The sequence below is a fragment of the Vibrio sinaloensis genome, from assembly GCF_000808535.1.
Classification (GTDB): domain Bacteria; phylum Pseudomonadota; class Gammaproteobacteria; order Enterobacterales; family Vibrionaceae; genus Vibrio; species Vibrio sinaloensis_D.
Genome location: NZ_JWLV01000029.1, coordinates 1 through 747 on the forward strand (window position 1 = coordinate 1; position 747 = coordinate 747).

General features: G+C 54.6%; 1 protein-coding gene. It reads right to left on the minus strand.

Annotation, left to right across the window (positions count from 1 at the left end; all coding sequences use genetic code 11):
- Positions 1-747 (minus strand): Calx-beta domain-containing protein (locus tag RJ47_RS21460; RefSeq protein WP_039484690.1); only part of this gene is annotated, 747 nt, incomplete at both ends.

The window sequence follows — 747 nt, forward strand, 5'->3', positions numbered from 1 at the left end:
TCAACCGTCAGTGTTTGCGTTTGGTTATTGCTATCAACGTAAGTCACAACCATCTCACCGATGTCACCCGCTTCCGCCGTGTAACCGTCAGTGGTTGGCGCAAGGTTGACCACCACTGGCGCTTCGGTTTCATTCGATAGCGATACAGTGAATACGGCGTCAGTGCCTTCGTTTACGTCACCGGCGTCCGTTACAGACAGCGTTGGTTTACCAGAACTATCATCTTGGATCGTCGCCGTACCAGTAGCAGAACCATTCGTGGTCACACCATTATTTTCGGTTACGACTAAGCCGAACGTCTCGTCGCCTTCGTAGACGTTATCGCCCGTAGTTGGGATCGTCACCGTAATGTCGGTGATGCCCGCTGGGATGGTCACGTTGCCGCTGCCATCGACCGTCAGTGTTTGCGTTTGGTTATTGCTGTCGACATACGTCACGACCATCTCACCGATGTCACCCGCTTCGGCCGTGTAACCGTCGGTGGTTGGCGCAAGGTTGACCACCACTGGCGCTTCGGTTTCATTTGAAAGCGAAACAGTGAATACGGCGTCGGTGCCTTCGTTTACATCACCACCGCCTGTCACGGTAAGCTCTGGCTTGTCGTTATCTGGCGTGCCTGGACCTGGGCCCGTACCGTCGTCTTTGATGGTTGCGGTACCCGTTGCCGTGCCGTTTGAGGTCACGTTGTTCGATTCAGTGACCACAAGACCAAAGGTCTCGTCGCCTTCGTAGACGTCATCGCCTGTA